This window comes from Priestia sp. 53B2, assembly GCF_056099005.1.
This window is the reverse complement of record NZ_JBLZXA010000051.1, coordinates 1-2,364: the sequence shown is the minus strand read 5'-3', so window position 1 is coordinate 2,364 and position 2,364 is coordinate 1. Positions and strand designations below refer to the sequence as shown.

1 protein-coding gene is annotated in these 2,364 nt (G+C 38.7%); it reads left to right on the top strand.

Annotated features, from left to right (window positions below):
• Window positions 1–772 precede the first annotated feature (772 nt).
• Window positions 773–2,364, top strand: a 1,592-nt coding sequence (gene ltrA, locus ACN6NE_RS30925; protein WP_474329411.1) for a group II intron reverse transcriptase/maturase, incomplete at its 3' end; no start/stop codon positions are given.

Genomic DNA, 2,364 nt, shown 5'->3' with positions numbered 1-2,364 from the left:
TTGGTGCGAGACGTTAATTTCAAAAGTTAGGCTAATAACCTAACGGGGAGAGATTGATCTCAATGGATTCTAAATTTAGATTACAAGAGGTATAACTTTTTTAGTGACAGAAGGAATGATTGGGTAACGCCTTGAAACTTCTGCGGTAATATGCCCTAACCTCAAGTCGCAGCAACGGCTTGGGCAACCATAGCTGGGTGACATATGCATGAAAGTAACCCGAAGTGCCTTTCTATAGGTAACCGAAAGCCAAAGGGAATAATAAACCCGATGGAACTGGACGAGTAATGTATGCCGTCGATTATATAAGGTGAGAATGTGACAAACCACTGACGAACTCGCGAATGTACGCTTCGATAACTTTACGGCTTAGAAATGAGTCGGGTCTGAAAAGATGACTTGGTTTAAGGAAACAAAGGTAATCGAAAATGCCCTAATTCTTACACTGTTATAGGCAGTGGAGCAAACCACGGAGTAGAGTGAGCACCTAAGTACAATCATTGATAACTGAAAAGGAACGTCGGAAGCTACCAACGTATAGTGTGAAATAAAACTAGGCAGGCATGTCGAGTTAGTTGGGGAAATTCCGTAAGGATATAACCCTCTTTAATGGTAGATGAAAGTAGTGGCACGACCAATGAAGGTTATGTAATAGAACTGGAGGAACAGCCACAAGGCAATAACTAAGGTTAAAATATGATTTCACTAAATCCTAGCGTGGATTCTGGTAGGACTAAAAAGGTCACTGAATTTTAAAGGACGGTGACAAACCATGAATAAACACTCAGTGGGAAAAAGGCTCAAAGACAAGAATATTCGAAACTCAGAATACTACAGTATGACAGAGACCTTCGATAACTTGTATCAAAGGGCAAAGAACAAAGAAAACTTTCGACAACTAATGAAAATAATCGTTTCTGAGAAAAATATCCTACTAGCCTATCGAAATATTAAGCGAAATAAAGGAAGTAGAACACCATCAGTCGATAAAATTACCATTAAAACTGTCGAAAAAATGTCCCAAGAAAGTTTTGTTAAGTCTGTTAAAAGGCGATTTAGAAATTACACACCAGGTAAAGTTAGGCGAAAGGAAATCCCAAAACTAAACGGGAAAACCAGACCTCTTGGCATACCCTCTTTTTGGGATAGAGTTATCCAACAATGTATCTTGCAAGTTCTGGAACCGATATGTGAAGCACACTTTTGCCCTAGGAGCTATGGATTCAGACCTAATCGGTCTGCCGAACAAGCTATTGCAGATTCAGTTAGAAAGATTAATCGGCAAGATTTAACTTTCGTTATAGATGTTGATATTAAAGGATTCTTCGATGAAGTAAACCATGTAAAGCTAATGCGACAATTATGGACATTGGGAATACGAGATAAACAACTGTTAGTAATTATACGAAAGATACTCAAAGCCCCAATCATAATGACTGATGGTTCAACTGTATATCCTACAAAAGGAACACCGCAAGGTGGAATTTTAAGTCCACTACTCGCCAATATCAATCTGAATGAATTTGATTGGTGGATAAGCCGACAGTGGGAAACGTTCGTGGTAAAAGAGGTGACGCCCAAGCTAACAAAGCAAGGAGCGCAAAACCGTTCACACGAGAATGTCGAACTTAAAAAAACCAGACTAAAACCAATGTACATAGTGAGATATGCAGATGACTTCAAAATATTTACGAATATAAGAAGCAACGCCGAAAAGATTTACAAAGCGTGTAAACGATGGCTCGAGGAAAGATTGAAACTTCCTATCTCTGAAGAAAAGTCCAAAGTGACGAACCTAAAAAGGGAAAGAAGCGAATTTCTTGGCTTTACCTTAAAGGCGACCAAGAAAGGTAAGCGCCTTTCCACGGGAAAAACCAAATACGTGGCAGAGACGCATGTATCACCAAAAGCTATCAAAATTCAAATAGCTAAATTAACAGACCAAATCAAAAAGTTACAAAAATCAGCAAGCCATCAAGAGATAATTAGGAATATTGGAAAGTACAACAGTATGGTGATTGGAGCACACAACTACTATTGTATTGCTACCCATGTAAGTCGAGATTTCCATTGGCCAGGAAGAAACTTAACTAGGAAAATGTACAATCGTCTTCCGAGAGGTAGCAAAGCAGACACCTTCGGTTTCTCAAGGATAGGTAAATATGTTGGCAAAGACAAAGGAATTATTCCCTATCTCGGATCAAAAACCATAAGGTTTTACATGAAAAAACCAATTCTTCCTTTTGCGTATGTTCTGCATAAGAATCCTATGAGTAAACGTATAGCTATTAATAAGTACACATCAGAAGGACGTAAACTAATCCATAAAGGACTGGAAAACGTGACCGAAGCAGAATTAAGGTG